Below are 18,224 nucleotides of genomic sequence, written 5' to 3'. Positions count from 1 at the left end.
TCATGGTTCAATCAGTTCATCCGACGGATCGACATCTGCCCGATCACGACAAGTCCCTGCTCCAACTGTACGATGACAAGCTGCTCGACGCGTTCACGTACTTCTTGGAGGAGGACAACCATGCGTGGTTGAGTGAAGTACTGGCGTCCGAGTACTGGACCGGCGATATCCCAGATAAGATCCAGCCGTACATCTCCCCGGACTTCCAGGAGACGAAGAGTACGACCAACAGGAAGAGTTCGGACTCGAACGCGACGAAGGACGAGTTCGACCAGCTCTCCAAGAAACGGCGAAAGCTCCTCACGACGATCGAGGATGACCTCGAGGACGAGTGGACGGTCAACGAGGCCGCCGATGAGTCGGGGATCTCCGATAACACAGTCCGGAGTTACGTCAACGACTTCAAGGAGAACGGGTGGGTCACGGAGACGGGCGACAAGAAGAACCGGAGCAAGGTCTACACACTCATCAAGTCCCGCTACAAGAAGCCATCAATCGCTGCTGATGGGGGTGTCAATTGGGACTACCGGGAACGGTGGCCCACGGCAGTTCGGCATATCAGGTCAGAGAACTACCTGAAGCTCGCGGATTCCAAGTACCAAGACGAGGAGAACTACGACCGGGACTGGTTCCTGAACCGGAACGTCGAACCAGTCGCGACGATCTTCGAGCATATCAGCGAGGTCAACGACCTGCTCTGGGAGATTCACCAGAACCGGAAGGAGCTGGATGAGGATTGGAGTTGGTTGATGGAGTTCACGCGGAAGGAGATGATGGACGAGATCTGGTCGTCTCTCCAGTCGCTCGCTGATGAGTTCCGGGATATCTTCACGAAGTTCAAGCAGTTAGTGGGAACGGGGTTCGACAACTGCTCGAAGTGGCTCGATTCGAAGACTGGCAAAGGAGCTTCGAACTCGATCGAGAAAGAACACAACCCGGAAGGGAAGAAGCAGAAGTGCAAGCAGCGCCTCGACGCCAAGCAGTACGCGCTCATTCGGACGCATATCCAACCGCTGCTCAAGTTAGATCCTGAGCATCAGAAGAACAACCCCGACTACGTCGACCAGGTGTACGACCTCGAGAAGTCTGTCCGGGCCTTCCTGCACTGGGCGTGGGACTTCTACAAGCACCTCGTCGACGGGACGTCTCCCCCTGCCCCCGAAGAAGAGCAGGAGGACAGTGACGAGGATCCAATTGCGGAAGAAGATCGCCCGGTACCAGAGGTGATGAAAGAGGAGGAAGAGTACTCGCTCCCACAGCCGACGAAAGTCCTCCAGACGACGCTCGAGAACGCTTGGGAGGGGCCGATCTCGTTGGGCGGAGACGGATTCGGTGATGCCCTCTCGTGGGATGAACTCGTCGATGAATACACCGGGTATATCAATTCCCACCGGGTCGACGATACTCCAACGGATACGACAATTGCGACCCGTCTCGAGAAGCTACAGGACTACTACTGGCGGGGAGAAGGCGATCACGTTGGCGTCTACGTCTGGGACAAGAACGAGTTCGACCCGACAGAGGAGCAAGAACTCCAGATCAAACTAGTGAAGTCGGTTGACGAGTCGTGGGCAGCGGACAATGACCGCTACATGGACTGGCCGGAGCATCGCGACCTCGAGATTCCTCCCTTGTAGGTCGTCTTCTGGGCGTCTACTACGCTACCGCCCAAGGCGTACTATACTACCCAAAACCCCCGTACGGGAAGTAGGTAGTATACAGTATTACCGTTACACATACCGCTGCACGTACTGGCAATGGCTGTCCCTTCGTGCTGCCGCCTTCGGAAGTAGTTGACTTCTCAAGTAGGTTTTCTCCTACTTCTCAAGTTCTATACCGGGGGTTTTCCTATAGTAGCGGTAGTTCTATAGGCTTCTACTTCCCCCTTATTCGCCCGCTCAAGGGGGTAGAAGCCGATCGTCTTCCTGAGAAGTTCCTCCCGGCGGGGCGCGGGGCCGCCCGATTACCGCGTAACGCCGGATCTATATGGCAACTGTTCAACACACCACTATGGTTAGCAATAAAGAATGGTTCACTGCCAAAGGATTTTCACAGGAGAATTGGGAGGACAGAGTCCAAACCGATATTGAATATCTCGAAATGCTCCGCAAAAGGCTCGATCTCACAATGAATGAAGTGGGTGAGAGATTAGCTGATTTAGACAGTTGGTACGCAAATCGCCAACGAGAAGGTTCTAGTCACCACTTCACGGTTGCTGATTATTACAAGACCAAGGTCTACTTAGAGATTCAGTATCTTCGTGAATTAGCAGACGTATCTCCTGATGATCTATACAATGCAATAGATGACCCACAGACTCACGACCAGAATGATCCACCGATTGATTGGGAGAACGTTGGATTGAACCTCAAACGATACACACAGGCGAAACTCTTCTTGGTCACGTTGATCGCCAACAGAGACGAGGAACTCGCCAAAGAATTAGTTCATGATGGAATCATTGAGGCAGACACCTTCAATGAGGCCCATCAGAAGCTAGAATAAACACCAGTATAATCAACACGTGGTTGGACGGGGATATATTCTCTTACGGCTATACCCCGCGAAATCGGCACCCGGTAGAAGCGTTGTACCCGCCGTAGAGTAAGGGAAGAGAACGGGGTTGAGATTATTCGGATTCGTCTTCTGGTAGCCGTTGGCGTCGCTTGATGCCATACCATGATTCAAGTTGTTGGGAGGAGAGTGTAGTTGAGCCAAAACCTGCTGCGATCGCACCAGCAGGCCCAATAGCAACAAAGGCGATTGTTCCAATGAGAAGTCCAACAGAAAGCGCTAGACCAAGACGGATTCCTTTCTTTTTCTCTTCGGAGATGTCAGAAGAGAGTTCCCCACTGTCGTGCGCAGATGCTAGAATATAATTCGTGATGAGGATCTGAATCTCAATAGCTTCCTCCCGAACAGGCTCATACGGCTCAACCGTTTGGTTGTAAATTGAAGCTGTGGGACTCGGTGGTTCCACTTCTGGGACACCGGTATTGTCGATTTCCGGTTCATAGGTATTTGTGTGAGTATATCTCGGCGAGATCCGGGCGAGTTCGTCCAGTGAATTCTTGATTGTGGCTGACTGCTCTATCGCGTCGACAAATGCTTGGTTATTGATGATCTCAGTTGTGATGTTATTGTATAGTTTAGCACTTTGAGCAGCTACCTGGAGAACCGACGGTTGATATAATGTCTGTTGTGCAGCGGTGATCTCCTGAATAGGCATTGACTCAAGGAGTTTCTGGGCACGGAATACGCCTGACTCCTCGAGTGTTTTCTCGAGTTCACGCTGCTGCTTAGCTGCTTCAATAACATCGGAATCAAGATATAGTGTGTCCAGATTTTGCTCGATTTCTCTCTTCGTCTCGGCGAATCTCTGGATAGAATCCCAGTAGTTCTGGGAAAACTTCATTTGCAAAAGATCCGGGAAGAGCGTATAAAACGATTTCGCCGCTAGAACTGGACCACAATATCAGAGACATCGAAGTTTTCGTCTTGCCGTCCGTTCTCGAGCGCTTTCCGGTAGTCATCCCTGTTGTCCCACATCCGCTTGATCGTCGACGACGGCGATCCCATCCCCTGCTCTTTCGCGTAGGACCAGAGCCCGTCGGCAGTGCCGTGTTTGCGAGGGTTCCCGACGTCCGCCTGTTCGTTGAGGATAGCAACGGCGATCTCGAAGTTCTCCCCCGGAAGTCGAGTCGTCGACTTCTCGAGGTCATAATAGAGCTTATCGGTCGTAATTCCCCACGGCATGTTTCCGATGCGTTCGTCCCGCTCTTGCTTGGACTGGAGCCCATCACGGGTACGCTTCGAGGTCATGAGCATCTCCCAGAGTGCGGAGTTGCCCTGGAGCATGAAGACTTGCCGAAGGTTATACGCGATTATTGGCTCCTCCTCCTGCTTCAGTTCGTTCGGGAAGACCGGCGGAATCGTTCGGTACGGCGGCATCCAGGGATCGATCTGCAAAATCTCGATCTCCCGACCGACGTGGTAGCGACGGAGCTTGTCCTTGATATTGACCTGCCGGATGGAGTCACGAGCGAGCCGGTCGAACTCCCAGACAACAATCCCGTCAATCGACTTGTCTTCCTCGAGATGATCCACGAGCTTCGGAAACTCCTCTCGCTTGTCCCCGAATGGGTAGGTCGACCCGGACACCTCTTCGGCGTACCACCACTCATCTTTCTCCCCGACGAGCTCGTGTTCTCCCCCGTATTCATACTCATCCGTTTCTGCGCAGAAGTTCTCGATCCGATCCTTCTGATCGTCAAGAGACATGTCCTGCTTACCGGTACTCCGTCGGCCATAGCCGAGTAACCTCATATAAGCGACAATAAATCCATAGAGTAAGTCTGTACCGCCATCGAGTATATTATCTCGCAAATAGAGTGCTTCTATCCCTAAATATCGGCAAAAGCGATACGATTCGTATACGATTTGCTGTTTATCCGTGTTCAGTCCGTAGGGTATGTGGACCAGATTATATGTCATATAACCGATAAGACTAAGTCGTACGGGTACGTACTCGTAGGTACGGGGTAGCACCCTGAGGTAATAGAATGGAAGAGCTACAGCACTCTCGGCTTGACGTCGAGTACAAGGAAGACTCGCTCAGCGTGCTCCGCAGTATCAGCGGTGAACACGGACTCAACCGGAAGCGGGTCTACGGACTTGCGCTCGACTTCGCAGCCGCGAACGAGGAATCGTTTGAAAACTACGCGGAAGAACACGGTGACAACTAATGTACAAAGAAACCTACCGACAGAACTGTGAGAACTGGACGCGGGCAGTGATCGAGAACGTGGACTTCGAATGGCATCAGGGCGACGACGAGGACGAATTCGTTGAGGCCGTAATGAACGACGTAGAATTTGAGATTGAGCGGGAGGGCCGTCTGATTAAGGAGTACGCTCCCGCTGAGGTGACTGCGTATCACCTGTTCATCAAGACCGGTAGCGATGCCGGACAAGATATTGATCCCAATCTCGATGACGCACTAGACTTCTTGCGTGTAAGTCGATCTGACATCAAGGAAGTTGACAAACAGATGTATAGAGATGAGGGGGAGATGACGATCCCCGGTACAATAACGAAACACCTCTGAATAGTCCATAATGACTAACAAGAACACTCAGACAGGTATCGCCAACGACCACTCTACAGAGAACACAATGACGACGAATACAGACTACACGCCGACCGAACCGAACTACAACTGGGACCGGATCATGTCCACCAGCTCGATCAAGACCCACCGCCTGTTCTTGATCAATCTTGAGCGGTACATCCCTGACAAGGATACGTTCTACCAGATTATCAAGGTCTTCAAAGAGAACGAGGACAAGCGGCCACCAAAGACGAGCTTCCGGGAGTTCATCGGAGCGATCGCGTACATGGTCATCTACGAGCAGGACCCACGGATCGCGCCGATTGACATCGTCACTGCTGCCGGGAACGAGTTTTCGAAGGGAGATCTGATGGAGACCGCCGGGAAGGTCCAGTACGAGACGGAGATCCACAACCCGTTCGTCTACCTGGACCGGTTGAAGAACATCGCCGGTGAGGAGCAGAAGGAGGTTGAGGAGGCGATCACCTACCTACCCAGTGAGATCCTCAACGAGTATGACGACCACCACGAAGCGATCGTCGGAGCAGCGATACACATCGCTCTTGACGAGTCGGTCGGTGCGATCTGCTACGATCGACTCAATGGGAACCTGCTCCCCGAAACTCTCGACTCGATCGTTGAACAGCTTGATAACCGGACCTTCGAAGAGAAGTGGGAGGAGTTCGCTTCGGATCTCGACGGGGAACTCCGCCCCGAGTTCGATACTGTGTCTCTCGAAGACGCGAAGCTCGCCGTTGAGATCGAGAAGACGTACGGAATCGGGAAGTGGTTCCCGACGTCCGCGATCGATGACGACAAGCTCCCGTTCCCAGTGGAGGAACACATCCGAGCGCTTGAGAGAATCGGTATGCTCGATGAGGAGAACGATACCTGCCAACTGGTCCAGTCCTGCTTCCAGTAACTGAGGGAGTCAAACCACTCTCTGAGAGGTAGGGAGACCGTCGCTTCGTAGTGTTTGCGGGTAGCTGAGTAGTCGAATTCTGCGGGGTATAGCCCTATGCGAACTCAACCCGTATCACACACGGTTCAATTATACCAATGTATTGCCAATTATGTAGATCACACATCGGGGAGCAAGACCCACGAGTATTGTTCAAGAATAGGCACTTCTGTTCGCTCCAGTGCCGTGATGTCTGGAGTGTGCAGTACCGAGTACCGACCAACGACTGGACAGAAATCGAAATAGAATAGCCTACTCGAGTCCGACTTCTTCAGGATCGGGGCAGCCGTCCGCATCCTCGTAGAAGTCCGCCTTCGAGTCGTATTGTTTCTTGTATTTCGTGTGGTACTGTGCGTCGCACTTCAATTTGGTAGTTCGTTCTCCCATGGTTAGCGTTTGACGTCGAATGTTGCTTCGACTGTCCCGTGATCAGTCTCGATGTCGCACTTGACCCCAAGGCCGTCACGTTCACAGTCGGCGTTCTCAAATTTGTCTGAAACCTGTTCCTTGACCTCGTTCGCTGTATCGATACCTGCCTTTGCGGTTGCACCTCCTGCCGCTGCCTTCGTCGCTCCTTTCTTGAGTCCAATACGTGAGGCCGCTGCGCCAGCGGCTCGTGCGCCTGCGCCGAGTAGTGGAATTGCCATTGTTACGAATACCCCGACGGAAGTGGATCGCCGACACCACTGAGACCAGACGACTTCACGTCGAAGTCACTGTACTGCTCGAGGCACTCCTGTTCTGCCTCGTCGTCCATCATCTTGCACTCGATCTGCATCGCGACAGCGGTGCCAGTCGTTGCTCGAGTCGGGAGGGAGATATCCTCCGTCTCGGCCAAGTCTTCGATCTGGTCCAAGGTCCGATTCACTTCATCCTGGAAGACCCGCTTCTGGTTCTCTTCACCGGCGATGTCGTCGTAGACCATATCACCGCTGTAGATGTAGTCCGGGGTAGTCGCTCGAACTCCCGTCCCAGCCTCATCGACTGCGGTGTAGGCGTCGTTCACTACCCACCCAGAGATATCGTCATCCGGTGGGGTGAACTCTGTCTCGGTGTGTTCCCGATAGTCCAGTCCACAGCCGAGGCTCGTTGTATAGCGGACCTTCTCTTGGACCCGGTTCAGCTGCTCAAGCTTCTCTTGATCAATATCCGTTTGCGCTAATGCGTCCGCCAGATCATCGTAGCTGACATCATCGACCCCTTCGAGTTTCTCACGGACCTCCTCAGTATTGTCCTCGATGATCGCTTGCTTGTTCTCCTCGAGTTTGCTATGGGCCTCTTGGAGTTCTTCACAGGTCGACTCGTCGAGTCCTTCGATTGGTTTCATCACTAATCACATCTGAACGTCACGTCGCCGGGGTCATCGTCCCAGTCGACTTTGGCTGCCCCTTTCATCAACGCCCCATTCCGGGCGACTACTTTGCTACTATTCGCACTGTTTCCTGTTACCTCGCCGATCTTCTCTCCGTCGACGAGAACTTCGCATGTGGCTCTAGCCATGATGGATACCTTCCGTATCCATACACTCCTCGACGCAGTCCTCTGCTTCGTCAGGACATCGAGAATGTATGGCGCATTGTCTTTGACACTCGGTACGCCGGTCGTCCATTAGTTCAGTTCACAGTAGGGACCTTGCTTGGTTCCGTCATCCCTCCGTCCACCGTCGTTCCATTCGCCACCACGATTCTCACACTCTTGCTTCGAGAGCATACTTAGTTGGGGTTCTTCCGGCAGTGTGGTTTCAGCTCGCCGCCATCCGCCCAGTAGTGGTCGTCACTGTTCTCGCACTCATACTTGGTATCAGGATTCTCGCTCATCGGTTTGGCTTGATTCGGCAGTGGTTTTCCAGCTCGTCACTCTTGACCCAGTAGTGGTCGTCGCTCTTCTTGCACTCGCTGTAACTCAGGTCAGTGCTGTCGCTCATACGCTACAATTATCAGTAAAATGAAACCAGACTTAAGCCTACTCCCTCTGGCATTCTCACCGAGACGGCTTACCGTGGGTCAGACTGAAGCAAGTAACTCTCCCTCGAAAAACGCCGACAGGGGGTCGGCGCTAGCCCCCCATCCTTCAGGTGGTGTGTCAATCAGGTGGGTGGCTCGAGATCGGATGGCTATTGACCTGCGATCGTCGATCTCGATGGCGGCAAGGGTGTGTCTCGGAATCGTCTGGTGATCTTATCCCTCGCCAGATGCGAATTTTCACGGTGATTGCATAAGACTACTGGCTAACATCCGAAATTCCCCTTAGAAGCAACTGTACTCGCTCCCAAGTCCACACTCGAGGAGGCCCATTCCGACTACGGCAGCCAGTGTCATCACCGCCGCGAGGACGAACGTCCCAATGAACACCTTTGCCTTGACGAACTCGTTATCCGTCTGCTTCGGGACTCGGAACCACGAGAGGAGTACCCCCGGAATCAGCAGGAACGATGTCTGGAGCAAGACGATGATTGTCCCCTGACTGAGTGATACCAGATTCACGGGATAGTCCGCGATCCACAAAGCCGGGGCTGCCATCAGCACATAGGCGACTGTTGAGACGTTCTCGAGGAGGCTATCATTGAGCCAGAACTTGAGTACACCAAAGACCAGCGACATCAGCGAGAACAACGTCCCGAAATTGAGAACATGTTCCGCGATCTGGGACGTGTACATCCACTCCCAGAGGAAGTAGATCAACGGATACTCCCGGAATCCGAGCTGCCCCATCAAGATCGTGAATCCAGACCCACCGAGGAAGGCAACAGAGACCAGTGGAACGAGATTCGTCTTGAGGGCGCGTTCCGAGAACGTTGTCTCGTCAAGTTCGTCAACGGCGCTCACAGCGGGATCACCTCCGTAAGGGCAACGGGCCGTACCGATGATGGCGATAGCTCCACGGGTCTCACACCCCGTAGAGAATTACCGTGGACACTGCTACTCCGGCCCCGAAGCCGAGGGCGAGCCCGTAACTGGTCTTGAACCGGATGTGCGAGGCAAGGGCAACGGCAGCAACACCGAGTATCCCGACCGTCATCACGAGGAACTGCTGTCCATCGTGCCCGAAGTCATAGAGCCAGACCCGCGGAGCAATCAATCCAACCCCGTACATCAGAAGCGTCCCGTAGGGATCCTCGTCGATCTTCTGTGTTACTAGCCTAACCGACCCGCCAGTCACGGCACCGACGATCCCGAGCAGCGCGATCTGTTGGGCGGTCGTACTCGCAAATGTGAACAGAAGCCCGAGGACAACGAGTACGCCACCGACAAGCACTGTCCGGCTCGCTCGCCGTTGTGTCTGATACTCCGTAGCCATTAGGTCAACGCCCCCGGTTCGGGATTAAATTGCTTACTCATAGACGGCACCCACAGGGCGGGTACACTTGGCAAGACGATACGGGGCGTATACGATGCCAATCCGAGGATCATACGGTGACAACTGACCCGTCAGGTTCGTTCTTGAGGTGAGTCAGCGTGTAGGTGGTTGCAATCGAGACGACTGCAAACGTCCCGGCGATCAGGATCGCACCGGAGAGGAAGTCGAACACGGATAACCAGAGCGCGGTTGTCCCGATCCCGGTTAGGGTGAACGAGTAGAGCCCCGCCTTCGTATCGTCCTCGGATGCGGAATAAAGGATGAGGGCGATCCCACCGAGGGACATCATCATCGCAACTGGCGTTGGTGCGATGTGGAAGAAGACGAAAATGAACCCGACGACGATCCCAACGAGATCGTCGACGGTATCGTTCGCGAAGCTGGCTGGCCGGAAGAACTGGAGCGAGCTGATACTCGTGAAGATGTCGACGATGTTGAGGATCACGAGTAGGACACCGATGAAGATGAACGCGCTCTCGACGCCAGTGAGTGCGCCAGTATACCCGACGAATCCCGCGGAGAGACCGAAGAACGCAGCAATCGGGGAGAAGATCGAATTGAGGATGATCCCCACAGGGACAAAGATGATCCCGGGAATATAGAATATGAACGTAACAATGCTCTCAAGACCGCTTAGAACGGCATTGAAGGCATCAATCAAATTCGTGAACCATGCGAGCGGTTGGAGATCCGTGAACGGGAGTGTTGCATTAGCAGCTCCTTCTGGCGTAGCCAGCCGAGGAACATCTGGAACGATATGTGAATTCACGTAGGAGGGCCAATTTGCCCACGTATTCCCGACACCTGCGACCCATGCAAACCCTCCTTGGATCGTTTCGAGTCCGGTTTGGAAGGCACTGAACAGGCCATCACTCCCCTGATCCAGTGTCTGGTTCACTTCGCCAGCGATGAGGTCAAAACGCCGGTTGATGCCGTCCTCCCATGCGACGAATCCGTTCGCCCACCCAGTCAGGGTCTTGTCGATCAGGAAGGCGACCCGGTACAGTTGCAGGAACTCCAAGGCTCCTGTTGTGATGCCGTTGATGAACGCGAGTACCGTCGTAACGATGTATCCGAGTATTCCCATGTCAATCACCTATCTCACAGATTCCCTGTTCGTCGTTCCAATTCTCAGGCTCACAGTCCTCGCGAGAGGGTATACCTGAAGTATCGTTCTCGTCGGATTGGGTCCCGAGAACTTTCTGCCAGAGGTTGCGGTCGACAGCGAGCTTGTACGAGAACCACGCAAAGAGTGATAACGTCGCCGTATAGGACGTGTGCAAGAACGCCAACGGGAGCAGAACGAACACGGTCCCATCACGGGTGTATTTGACCATATCCGGTTGCTCGAAGACGCCCCACTGTCCTGCGATGAAGTCTGACGCTGCCCGCCAGACCTTCCCCAAGACCAACGCGAACAGGGTCCCAACGACCAACCACGCGAAGAGGACATGGCCAACGAATACCGGCCAGATATCGACCGGGAAGACGTCGATTCCAAGCCGAGGGAACGTCACATACGCAAGCAGTGACCCCGTGAACAGTGTCACGAATAGCTTCCCAGCCGAGTCAATCACTGGAACGTAGTAATGGGACAACGCTGAGATCATGATCAGCGAGATCACGAGCATGGCCCCGACTTCGACGACCGGATCCTCGAGGAGGCCAAAAGCAACGAGGTCTAATCCGGCCTGGATATCGGTGTTGCCGGTGAGGATCTGACGGACAACGAAGATCCACTCTGTGTTCTTCTTCGTCATCTCCCAGACGAAGACCTGTCCTCGAAGGACGCTGTCTATTGTCGTGAGTACGGCCCAGATCCCACCTGCAACGACGACCTTTCCGCGGTCAGTGAACCCGACTCCCGTCACCTTGGCCTTGGCGTACGACAGCAGGTTCATCCCGAAGTACATCATCGCGATGACTCCGGCGACGTAGATACCTGTGAACAGGAACGAGAGTACGAGGTCGATCTGTCCGGGGTCGACCGTGAGACTCTCCTCAGCTGCGCGGTATGGGTCTATGACGCCACCGAACAACGTCCGGAAGGACGCCTCATTGCCCTCAATTATGGGGCCTGCAGGGGAATCTTGTAGCCACTCGACGATCCATCTTCGTAGTATCATCCCGCTTAAATTTCATAGCCGTATCCCACCGACTTAGCTGCCGGGGTCAGGGTATACGGGATGACTGCCCTACTGAGTCGGACTTGCTGGTTCTTCTACTAGTTCGTCGTACTTCTCAAGGACTAGATCGAAGTACTCATCGGTCATCACTCGCGGGCTCTGTACTCGATGGAAGTCATCAAGGATGAACTCCGTTTCGTCTCGATCAAATCCATAGGCACCAAACATTGCTGCATCGATCTCAGCTTGGAGTTCTTGTCGCGTCTTCTCGTCTGTCACTGGATCAATATCCAGTCGATTGGCGATCTCCTCGAAATCATCTCCATAGCAATTCAGTCTCGCAGCCCGGTTCCAGACTGGTTCAAACCATTCATCCCCTTTTGTTAAGCGGGGTGCTTGGCACTCTTCGAACATATTCATACTCAGACTAGTATCGAGCTTTGTTCGGACGATATAATCGAAGGGAACGCTATTCAATATCCCAAGGACAGCAAAGAGTTCTTCATCAGAGAATATGCGTTCATAGACTCCATGTGCAGGTGTTTCCTTGAGGTCTTCTTCAGAGGGATTGATTTCATAGGGACGGATTGTCGGACATTTGTGGTGACAAACAACTCCCTGTGGGAGTACAGCTGCTACACTGCTTCGTTCATTAGTATTGTTAGAGATTTCTCGAATACCGATACGATGGGTGGTTGAGTCGAGAAGCACATCCTGTTCAGAGAACTCGGTTCCTCGATGGTCTTCGAGTAGTTCTCTCACGAAACCTATCTGGGACCCTGTCCCATCAAATGCCTCATACAGGGCTTTCTTCAACCGTTTCGAATTCTTTTCTCTAACCCGCTGTTTTGCGCTCGCATCGGGATTCACATCTTCCTCTACACTCCACAATGTCGGGGCTTCAATATTGTCCCAGAAGGTGTTATCGTAGGCGAATTGCCAGATATTCCCGCCACCATAGACAGGATAATCGCCGTCTGATTTATTTTCGACAAACCGATCCGAATCACGAGTTCGGTTGAGTTCTTCTTTATAGAGATCAATATACCACGAGTCTTCCTTCGGTTCATTGATTGGCGGATGTTGTACGATCTTCCGGAGAAGTGGGACCTCTTCTTCTTTCGTGATTTGTGGGAAGATCGTCGTTTGGGGCGAATAGTCCCTCAGAACCTCAACTGGAACATCAAAGGTTTGCTCCTCGACGTTCTGCAGGACTTCAGGATCCCGGTTGAGGAATTTGACGCGCAACTGGTCCGTACTCCCGGAGTTCTTGTAAGTCACTACTCCGAATTTATACTGGTTGTGGATCTCTTCAAAAATCCCCTTGTTTTCAAAGCCGACAATATAGCCAACTTCCGTATTCGAGAGAAGGTGGTTTCTCAGATCCTTGTTCCCGGTTCCAGTAAACAATTTACCGGGGAATAGCTTAGCCACGTATCCGTCCTCATCAGTTAGAGAGAACACACGTTCCATGAACAACATTGAGAGGTCAGCTTTCGCCTGTCCACCGATATCTGGGCTTTGGAGACGGTAAGATTGACTCTCCTTGAAATACGTGCTAAGAATATCCATTCGACGTTGGTGTTCGATCCATCCTTCTGCTTTCGCTGGGTCCTCTAACAATTCTGCTTCGATCTCATCTTTTTCGCTCAAGGGACGAGTTCTGAACTTCGCATCGAATTTGCTGAAATATTCTTCACGGTTTGAAGTAAGAACTTCCCACGGTGGGTTCCCAACAATAACATCAAATCCACCCTCTGCATACACCTCTGCAAATTCGAGAATCCAATGGAAGGTGTCAAACTCGTCGATATCCTCTTCTGCTATACCTGTTGTGATCTGCTCCTCAATCTCATCCAAAACATCTGCTCCGATCTCTTCTCCGTACTCATCACGGATCGTCTCTGAATCAATACTGATGTTTAGGTCTTGGAACTCATCAAAGACCAACGTATCCAGTTCGGGTCGATATTTATCAAGTAATTCATTTGCCTTCCGACGATGTTCCTCCGCTTTCTCGGAGAATCCTTGTTTCCCTGCCTCCTCATAGAGATTGATCTGCTCAATGACGTCCTGATACCGAGACCGGACACTATCTTCACTGAATGCTTCAAGAGTATACCCGCCGTCGTCGGTTGACTCTGGGAAAGTTGTGAAACCAATGAGACTATTTCCTTGTCGGAGATTGAAACCAATGTTAGGCAGAGCAAGTTCAGAGGTGTCAAAGTTCTCTATATCCTCTTCCGATAATTCCGCAATAATCGAAAGCCAGCACCGAAGCTTGCCGATCTCTACTGCTGGCCCAACGATATCCACCCCGTAGATGTTGTTCTGAACGGTCGCTTTCTTCAGGCGGAATCGGTTCGGATATGAGTCCATCTGGGCATAGAGAGCAGCACGGACAGATACAATCTCTTCAAGAACTGATGTGAGGTAGTGACCACTCCCACAGGCGGGGTCAACGACGTAGAACTGGTCAACAACATCCTGTAACAGTCCAGTGATGAGGGAACTGCTCGCTGGCAGATCTCTGATCAACTCGAGGACGGTATCGCTTCGCTTTGCTTCTGCCTCTGGCCAATCTCGTTCTTCGATCAAATACTCCTGGAATCGCTCGTGCAGTGCCGGTCGGACAGTTTGTTCAGCAGAAAATCGCGTGATCTCACTTGGTGTATAATACGCACCCAGTTCCTTGTTCTGGTCGCCAGGATCTGTTGTGAGATAGTTGATCGTCTTCTCGAACACGTTCCCTAGAACACTTGGATCAATATCAGCTGGCCCACCGTCAGCTGAGAACCGATACTGTTCCAGAAGCTCAATGATCGAGGTTAGAACGGTATCTCGGACGTCGAAATCACGCTCGTCAATATCGGGGTTTCCATTGAGTTCTGGCCGGAATAGCCCGCCGTTCAAGTAGGGAATATCGCCGTATATCTCGATACTCTCAATCTGAGGATCTCGAGGCGGCTTCTGATTAAAGACATCATAGAACAATGGATCGAGGAACGTCTCGTAGAGCGTTTGTGGATATACTCCGTCCTCATAAGTCTCGACGATCGTGTCCAAGAGATCAGGCCGGACGATCCGTTTGTCCTCGAGGAATTTGATAAAGATGAGGCGGTTCATCAGGTCAACAGCGAAGAGACGGACATCATCACCGGCCGCATCATCTGGAGCGATAACACCGTCACCGATTAGGCTTCGGGCACGTCTCTCGTCATCTTCGTCAGTCACCCCGAAGACAACATTGATGTAGTCGTCATAGAACTCATCCGTGATCTCTTCTTGTTTGCGCTTGATGACCTCCTGTGCGTCATCAATGATAGAAGTGAAATTCTCATATGCAAAGGTCCGGAGTAACCGGGTGATCAGTTCCAGTTGATCCGTTGAGAGAACCTCCTTTGGTGGCTGGCGCTCGGTCGCCTCATTCTCAAATAGCGACAGGAAGACCGAACTGAGGTCAATCTCCTCGATATAGCTGTGCGTGTAAGTATCCGGATCATAGCGGATGAAGATCCAGCGAAGACCATCTGTTGCGAACCCAAAGTCAGATTCAAACTCACGTTGACTGAGCCAGCTCTTGACTTGATCTACACCGTGACCTCGGTTCTCAAGGGGTTTGTTGGTGGGTTCTGCCTCAATTAGTAGGCGTGTCGAGTCAACAGTATCTATATCACGTAGAGAGACCGCGTAATCCGCCTGTTCGCCGCGTTCAGAAGAGAAGTCACCTGCCTCATAGCCATAGTCATCATAACCGAGTGTTTCGAGGAGGGGTTCAATAACGCGATTTTTCGTGAGTGGTTCTGGGTCAAGTTGGTCCTGCGTAAAGTCGCTTCGGAGCTGGTATGTTCCGGGATCAGCTCGAAGCATCGATTCCAGGATATCGTCCTCAATTTGGTCTCGAAGTCGAGAAATAGACTCTGCGATTGCTTCGATTACTCGGTCTCGGTCCTCTGCCGTAACTTCAGTTTCGAACTCCGAGATGTCGAATTCGGTCTGGGTCCCCTGTACCGACATTGAATAGTCGGCCTCTACTCAGACCGGGGTAATGAAAGATGGGATGATAACTTCCACTGTGGCAGGATCGCCTTTTTCAGGGTATACGTGGACGTATCGGTTGGAGTCATGGATTCCCTGTCACACGCTCCATGGCTCTATCCCCATGCCAGTCGGACGTGATCCACTCGGCGTCTGCCCGCTCTGTGAGTCACCCGTCCCTGCCTACAAGACGATTATCGAGTACGAGAATGGTGTATTCGCGGAGTGTCCCGAGTGCGAGGAAGTCGTTGACCCGACTCAGTGAGTCTTGGCCCACATCCGGCCCATCGTCGACAGTGACGTCTCCAGTCGGTTGCCATCCTTCTCTCGGTTGACGTAGCCTTTGCCCTCGAGCTTGCCGACGTTGTACTGGACGCGGCTCCGGAAGGAGTCGTCGTACTCTTCCTCGATCTCGCTCGCTAACCGCTCAGCAAGTTCTGACGTCGATTCGATCGTATCCTTTCCGTTCAAGAACTCAAGAATCGTCTCTTCGAAATCGTCGAGATCACTTCCAGGTGAGGACGGAAACTCGATATGCATCGGGTCTTCGTGCTTCGTCCCTTCTGTGACACCGCTCTCATTGAGCCGCTCAAGGATATCGCTAATATCGGCATAGAGATCGTTGAATTGATCGGATCCCTCGAGTTGCGCTTCTGCCTTCTCCAAAGCCTCGATCATATCCACCACAAGATAGTTCTCGGGTCCAACGTAGTACGTGTGAACCCGATTTCGTGCGTCATCTATCCGGTCTTCCGTGGCTAATGAGTCAGCAGCGGTAGCAAATGCGAATGCAACCGTTCGCGGCATGGAGGAGATGTTGACGTAGACCTCGTTTCCAGCCTCGAGTTCATCAAAGATGTACTCGTACGCCTTAGCATAGATTTCCTCGTAATCATATAATGAGTCGATCTCAATCCCCTTCTCTTGGGGTTCCACACCCATTAGTTCGAACGACCGAGATAACTGCTCATACATGTCGGTCGCGAGTTCTGCGGCTCTGTCGGTCGGCTTGTCTGTTGGCTCGCCTTCGTGCGTAATCAAGACGACACGGTCAGCATTCAATTCCCCCTTCGATATTGGGAGAATAAGACGGTCAAAGTCAAACCCGACTGGGATGAAATGAACACTCTCACTCATGACTCTCCCTATCTAGTGGTCATTGTAAATACCTTCGCTACAGATTGCTCACCTGAGAGTGGCAGCTTTCGGCCGCCCTAGAATATAGATGTAATATAGATGTTTACCGGCCTTGTAGAAACACAGTCCACAGACTTATGGTGGTTGAGAATGTATGTAGCACCGAGTGCCAAAGAAACAAGAAAGAGCACTCGAGTGAGAGACAATGAGCGACAACACGTTTCCGAGCGGTTTCGTTGCAAAGGCGGACCCGTTCAACGCGGACGAACGCTACGTATTCGGCGACCCTGATGTCAGTGAGTACGTCCAAGTAAAGCTCCACGAGGCCCACTGGTTCCAGAACAATCCACGGGATGATTTCCCTCATCCAGATCAGAAGGTTGTTCTCAACTCCATGGAGAACGACAAGTATCTCCTCGGGAGGACACCAGAAGAGGAGGTCGAGATCATCCGACCCCTCGAGGACGTGGCAAACGTAGTCTTCGCGGGCGACCGGATGACGTACCCACAGATGTCCACTCGTGAACTCCTGAAGGAGATCCGACGATCCGTCGAGGGTCAGAAAGCCTTCTACAAGATGATGTCTGACGTAGACATCGCGGTCGGAGCGACGATCGTCGGATGGGAGGACTGGATGTACGAGCACAGCCTCGAGCTCCTGGACCTACTCGACACTCGTTACGTGGCCTTCGACGCAACCTCGTACAACTCAAAGTACACACTCGGAGAACATATCGACACACTCAACGACGTTATCGATCCGGATGGTATCTATCTCAACGGATGCTTCTCGGAAGAAACCCTCCGTGAGATGCCACGAGAAGTCGAAGCGTTCTCCGGGAAGATCACTCCACTCAGTGAAAGCGAACGTGCTGACGGGACCCACAGTCGTGAGTTGATGAAACAAAGTGTTCAGGAACGGACCCCTGCCATCAACAACTGGCAGGCGAAGATCAGCGAGTTCGGCTACGGACACGCGACGGGGGACGACTAACAATGGCAGAGAAAGGCGGCGACCCACGAGACGACCGCAGTGATGAAACACCATGGACACCATCTGGTTCGAAAGAACCATTGAACCGCTCCCTCGACAACGCTCTTCAGATCGGGGATGATGAGGACGACGAACCCGACTTCATCTACGGAGACATTGCCCACGACGATGAAGTAGATGAACCCGAGGATCTCGTTGTGGTGAACCTCCCACCAGTTACCGCAGATGAGTGGGAACTTGAAGACGAGACGCTGGCCGATCAAAATCCCAAGTATCCGGCAGATGACGACGTTGTCATCACCGTTGAGTTTGAGACCCTCGACAAAGTCATGCCGGACTGGGATCTTCGGGAGACGCCGATCCCACTCGATGAACTGGAGGAAGCTGAGATTGCGTACGAGCCATTCCCAGAACACCGGCTCATACGAGAAGAGGACTCCCACCTGCGCTGATCCGCAGGACGTATTCGCCCCGTATCACCTGTCAGTATAACGAACCACG

19 protein-coding genes are annotated in these 18,224 nt (G+C 52.6%); 8 read left to right on the top strand and 11 right to left on the bottom strand.

Going from position 1 to position 18,224, the window contains the following annotated elements; all coding sequences use genetic code 11:
• Positions 1–2: 2 nt before the first annotated feature.
• Positions 3–1,637 carry a helix-turn-helix domain-containing protein gene (locus tag NP511_RS17980; protein ID WP_049966549.1) on the top strand — a complete coding sequence of 545 codons (1,635 nt, stop codon included), beginning with the start codon at positions 3–5 and terminating at the stop codon, positions 1,635–1,637.
• 373 nt (positions 1,638–2,010) lie between these two features.
• Positions 2,011–2,505 (top strand): hypothetical protein, encoded by a 495-nt coding sequence (locus NP511_RS17975; protein ID WP_136396907.1) that lies wholly within the window; start codon positions 2,011–2,013, stop codon positions 2,503–2,505.
• A gap of 124 nt (positions 2,506–2,629) precedes the next feature.
• On the opposite strand, the gene NP511_RS17970 is transcribed toward NP511_RS17975, so the two are convergent.
• The gene (locus tag NP511_RS17970; protein ID WP_049966547.1) at positions 2,630–3,415 is read right to left on the bottom strand and encodes a hypothetical protein; all 786 of its coding nucleotides are present in this window, start codon (positions 3,413–3,415) and stop codon (positions 2,630–2,632) included.
• A 41-nt stretch (positions 3,416–3,456) separates the two neighbouring features.
• On the bottom strand, positions 3,457–4,326 hold the full coding sequence (locus NP511_RS17965) for a recombinase family protein (RefSeq protein ID WP_158413759.1): 870 nt from the start codon (positions 4,324–4,326) through the stop codon (positions 3,457–3,459).
• Positions 4,327–4,562: 236 nt separating this feature from the next.
• On the opposite strand from NP511_RS17965, the gene NP511_RS17960 reads away from it, so the two are divergent.
• The 3 genes from NP511_RS17960 (at position 4,563) to NP511_RS17950 (ending at position 6,032) form a co-directional block, all read left to right on the top strand.
• Positions 4,563–4,745, top strand: coding sequence for a hypothetical protein (locus tag NP511_RS17960; RefSeq protein WP_049966545.1), 183 nt, complete (start codon positions 4,563–4,565; stop codon positions 4,743–4,745).
• Positions 4,745–5,107: a hypothetical protein gene (locus tag NP511_RS17955; protein ID WP_049966544.1), complete on the top strand. Its 363-nt coding sequence runs from the start codon at positions 4,745–4,747 to the stop codon at positions 5,105–5,107. Before NP511_RS17960 ends, NP511_RS17955 begins: the two co-directional genes overlap by 1 nt.
• Before the next feature lie 67 nt (positions 5,108–5,174).
• The gene (locus NP511_RS17950; RefSeq protein WP_049966543.1) at positions 5,175–6,032 is read left to right on the top strand and encodes a hypothetical protein; all 858 of its coding nucleotides are present in this window, start codon (positions 5,175–5,177) and stop codon (positions 6,030–6,032) included.
• Between the two features lie 291 nt (positions 6,033–6,323).
• On the opposite strand, the gene NP511_RS17945 is transcribed toward NP511_RS17950, so the two are convergent.
• The 8 genes from NP511_RS17945 to NP511_RS17910 form a co-directional block, all read right to left on the bottom strand.
• Positions 6,324–6,458: a hypothetical protein gene (locus NP511_RS17945; RefSeq protein ID WP_257720314.1), complete on the bottom strand. Its 135-nt coding sequence runs from the start codon at positions 6,456–6,458 to the stop codon at positions 6,324–6,326.
• 2 nt (positions 6,459–6,460) lie between these two features.
• Entirely contained in the window at positions 6,461–6,718 is a 258-nt protein-coding gene (locus NP511_RS17940) for a hypothetical protein (protein WP_136396906.1), read from the bottom strand.
• Positions 6,719–6,720: 2 nt separating this feature from the next.
• Positions 6,721–7,398 carry a hypothetical protein gene (locus NP511_RS17935; RefSeq protein WP_049966542.1) on the bottom strand — a complete coding sequence of 226 codons (678 nt, stop codon included), beginning with the start codon at positions 7,396–7,398 and terminating at the stop codon, positions 6,721–6,723.
• 919 nt (positions 7,399–8,317) lie between these two features.
• Positions 8,318–8,896 (bottom strand): hypothetical protein, encoded by a 579-nt coding sequence (locus NP511_RS17930; RefSeq protein ID WP_049966541.1) that lies wholly within the window; start codon positions 8,894–8,896, stop codon positions 8,318–8,320.
• Between the two features lie 61 nt (positions 8,897–8,957).
• Positions 8,958–9,368 (bottom strand): hypothetical protein, encoded by a 411-nt coding sequence (locus tag NP511_RS17925; RefSeq protein ID WP_049966540.1) that lies wholly within the window; start codon positions 9,366–9,368, stop codon positions 8,958–8,960.
• Between the two features lie 109 nt (positions 9,369–9,477).
• Positions 9,478–10,515, bottom strand: a complete 1,038-nt coding sequence (locus NP511_RS17920; RefSeq protein ID WP_049966539.1) for a hypothetical protein — start codon at positions 10,513–10,515, stop codon at positions 9,478–9,480.
• A gap of 1 nt (position 10,516) precedes the next feature.
• The gene (locus tag NP511_RS17915) at positions 10,517–11,554 is read right to left on the bottom strand and encodes a hypothetical protein (RefSeq protein ID WP_049966538.1); all 1,038 of its coding nucleotides are present in this window, start codon (positions 11,552–11,554) and stop codon (positions 10,517–10,519) included.
• A gap of 69 nt (positions 11,555–11,623) precedes the next feature.
• The gene (locus tag NP511_RS17910) at positions 11,624–15,571 is read right to left on the bottom strand and encodes an Eco57I restriction-modification methylase domain-containing protein (RefSeq protein WP_049966537.1); all 3,948 of its coding nucleotides are present in this window, start codon (positions 15,569–15,571) and stop codon (positions 11,624–11,626) included.
• A gap of 31 nt (positions 15,572–15,602) precedes the next feature.
• Between NP511_RS17910 and NP511_RS23050 the strand changes: the two genes are divergently transcribed.
• The gene (locus NP511_RS23050) at positions 15,603–15,857 is read left to right on the top strand and encodes a DUF7837 family putative zinc-binding protein (protein WP_136396905.1); all 255 of its coding nucleotides are present in this window, start codon (positions 15,603–15,605) and stop codon (positions 15,855–15,857) included.
• Here the strand turns inward: NP511_RS23050 and NP511_RS17905 are convergent.
• Positions 15,851–16,729 (bottom strand): HFX_2341 family transcriptional regulator domain-containing protein, encoded by an 879-nt coding sequence (locus tag NP511_RS17905; RefSeq protein ID WP_049966536.1) that lies wholly within the window; start codon positions 16,727–16,729, stop codon positions 15,851–15,853. The two genes, NP511_RS23050 and NP511_RS17905, sit on opposite strands and share 7 nt — an antisense overlap.
• Positions 16,730–16,934: 205 nt before the next feature.
• On the opposite strand from NP511_RS17905, the gene NP511_RS17900 reads away from it, so the two are divergent.
• Together NP511_RS17900 and NP511_RS17895 are read left to right on the top strand one after the other, a co-directional pair.
• Entirely contained in the window at positions 16,935–17,723 is a 789-nt protein-coding gene (locus NP511_RS17900) for a hypothetical protein (protein ID WP_049966535.1), read from the top strand.
• 2 nt (positions 17,724–17,725) lie between these two features.
• The gene (locus NP511_RS17895; protein WP_233274364.1) at positions 17,726–18,175 is read left to right on the top strand and encodes a hypothetical protein; all 450 of its coding nucleotides are present in this window, start codon (positions 17,726–17,728) and stop codon (positions 18,173–18,175) included.
• The last annotated feature ends 49 nt before the right edge of the window (positions 18,176–18,224 follow it).

This window comes from Natrinema thermotolerans, assembly GCF_031165565.1.
Taxonomy (GTDB): Archaea; Halobacteriota; Halobacteria; order Halobacteriales; family Natrialbaceae; genus Natrinema; species Natrinema thermotolerans.
This window is presented reverse-complemented; position numbering and strand designations above follow the sequence as displayed.

Bases quoted from the DNA above. Each gene is read 5' to 3' on its own strand.
- NP511_RS17910 (WP_049966537.1), bottom strand. From the start codon at position 15,571: ATGTCGGTACAGGGGACCCAGACCGAATTCGACATCTCGGAGTTCGAA.
- NP511_RS17920 (WP_049966539.1), bottom strand. From the start codon at position 10,515: ATGGGAATACTCGGATACATCGTTACGACGGTACTCGCGTTCATCAAC.
- NP511_RS17980 (WP_049966549.1), top strand. From the start codon at position 3: ATGGTTCAATCAGTTCATCCGACGGATCGACATCTGCCCGATCACGAC.
- NP511_RS17915 (WP_049966538.1), bottom strand. From the start codon at position 11,554: ATGATACTACGAAGATGGATCGTCGAGTGGCTACAAGATTCCCCTGCA.
- NP511_RS17925 (WP_049966540.1), bottom strand. From the start codon at position 9,368: ATGGCTACGGAGTATCAGACACAACGGCGAGCGAGCCGGACAGTGCTT.
- NP511_RS17960 (WP_049966545.1), top strand. From the start codon at position 4,563: ATGGAAGAGCTACAGCACTCTCGGCTTGACGTCGAGTACAAGGAAGAC.
- NP511_RS17950 (WP_049966543.1), top strand. From the start codon at position 5,175: ATGACGACGAATACAGACTACACGCCGACCGAACCGAACTACAACTGG.
- NP511_RS17940 (WP_136396906.1), bottom strand. From the start codon at position 6,718: ATGGCAATTCCACTACTCGGCGCAGGCGCACGAGCCGCTGGCGCAGCG.
- NP511_RS17905 (WP_049966536.1), bottom strand. From the start codon at position 16,729: ATGAGTGAGAGTGTTCATTTCATCCCAGTCGGGTTTGACTTTGACCGT.
- NP511_RS17945 (WP_257720314.1), bottom strand. From the start codon at position 6,458: ATGGGAGAACGAACTACCAAATTGAAGTGCGACGCACAGTACCACACG.
- NP511_RS17895 (WP_233274364.1), top strand. From the start codon at position 17,726: ATGGCAGAGAAAGGCGGCGACCCACGAGACGACCGCAGTGATGAAACA.
- NP511_RS17970 (WP_049966547.1), bottom strand. From the start codon at position 3,415: ATGAAGTTTTCCCAGAACTACTGGGATTCTATCCAGAGATTCGCCGAG.
- NP511_RS17955 (WP_049966544.1), top strand. From the start codon at position 4,745: ATGTACAAAGAAACCTACCGACAGAACTGTGAGAACTGGACGCGGGCA.
- NP511_RS17900 (WP_049966535.1), top strand. From the start codon at position 16,935: ATGAGCGACAACACGTTTCCGAGCGGTTTCGTTGCAAAGGCGGACCCG.
- NP511_RS17975 (WP_136396907.1), top strand. From the start codon at position 2,011: ATGGTTAGCAATAAAGAATGGTTCACTGCCAAAGGATTTTCACAGGAG.
- NP511_RS17965 (WP_158413759.1), bottom strand. From the start codon at position 4,326: ATGAGGTTACTCGGCTATGGCCGACGGAGTACCGGTAAGCAGGACATG.
- NP511_RS17935 (WP_049966542.1), bottom strand. From the start codon at position 7,398: ATGAAACCAATCGAAGGACTCGACGAGTCGACCTGTGAAGAACTCCAA.
- NP511_RS23050 (WP_136396905.1), top strand. From the start codon at position 15,603: ATGAAAGATGGGATGATAACTTCCACTGTGGCAGGATCGCCTTTTTCA.